Source organism: Neorhizobium sp. T7_12, assembly GCF_002968535.1.
Lineage (GTDB): Bacteria > Pseudomonadota > Alphaproteobacteria > Rhizobiales > Rhizobiaceae > Neorhizobium > Neorhizobium tomejilense.
The window spans coordinates 1-1,054 of sequence record NZ_PVBK01000048.1 but is presented as its reverse complement, the minus strand read 5'-3'; the positions used below and the strand labels follow the sequence as shown (position 1 = coordinate 1,054).

At 57.5% G+C, this 1,054-nt stretch carries 1 protein-coding gene; it reads left to right on the top strand.

Going from position 1 to position 1,054, the window contains the following annotated elements; genetic code table 11:
* Positions 1 to 71 precede the first annotated feature (71 nt).
* Positions 72 to 1,054 (top strand): IS30 family transposase (locus C5J26_RS32375; RefSeq protein WP_105405490.1); only part of this gene is annotated, 983 nt, incomplete at its 3' end.

Sequence of the window (1,054 nt, the reverse complement as noted above, 5' to 3'; positions counted from 1 at the left end):
CGGGGTGGGTTCAAGGATGAAGTGCGACTTGCGAATGATGCCAATGGGTTATCAATCGCAAGGAAGACGCAATGAGACGCACCTACTCCCAGATTGGATTGGACGAACGCCGTAAGATTGCTCGCTGGAGGACGGCTGGCCTCAGTGTCGCGATCATCGCCGAGAAGCTCGGACGACATCGTTCGACGATCTTTCGTGAAGTCAGACGCAATATGTTCGTCGACAAGCAGATGCCTGATCTCAGCGGCTATTATTGCGTGACGGCGCATGAGATGGCTTGCGAGCGTCGTGCGAAGCTGCGGCAGCTTGCGCGCTTCTCACATGTTCGACAATCGGTGATCGAGCGGATCGTGCACGGCTGGTCACCGCAGCAGATCGCCGGACGCATGCGGCTGGAACGTCATCCGATCTCGGTGAGCCATGAGACGATCTACAAGTTCGCATATTCGGCCGACGGCCATGCAATGAAGCTCTGGCGGCATTTGCCGGAGCATCGTGCCAGGCGCAGACCGCGGCATGCCAGACGCAAGCACGGCCAACGCTTTAGCCCGAACGTGAACATCCTCCGCCGCCCAGACATCGTTGCCGATCGCAAGCAATTCGGGCATTGGGAATGCGATCTGATCCAGTTCCGCAAAAAGTTCGGAAAGGCCAATGTTACATCGCTTGTCGAGCGGGTCAGCCGCTTTGCGATCTTTCTGCGCAACAATGATCGGCAATCCCGGCCTGTCATGGATGGCCTCATACAAGCCCTGCAGTCCCTGCCCCACCTTGCTCGCCGTTCGATTACCTTCGACCGCGGCACGGAGTTCACCGACTGGCCATATCTTCAGGCAAGCATCGGCACCCAAACGTGGTTCTGCGATCCACAATCACCCTGGCAGAAAGGCACGGTCGAGAACACCAACGGTCGGGTACGGAAATGGCTTTCGAGAGAGGTCGATCCACTGTCGGTCACAGACACAGATCTGATCGAGATCTGCAACCACCTCAATGCCACGCCGCGCAAGTGCCTTGGCTATCGAACCCCGGCCGAAGTCTTCCGCAAAAAATT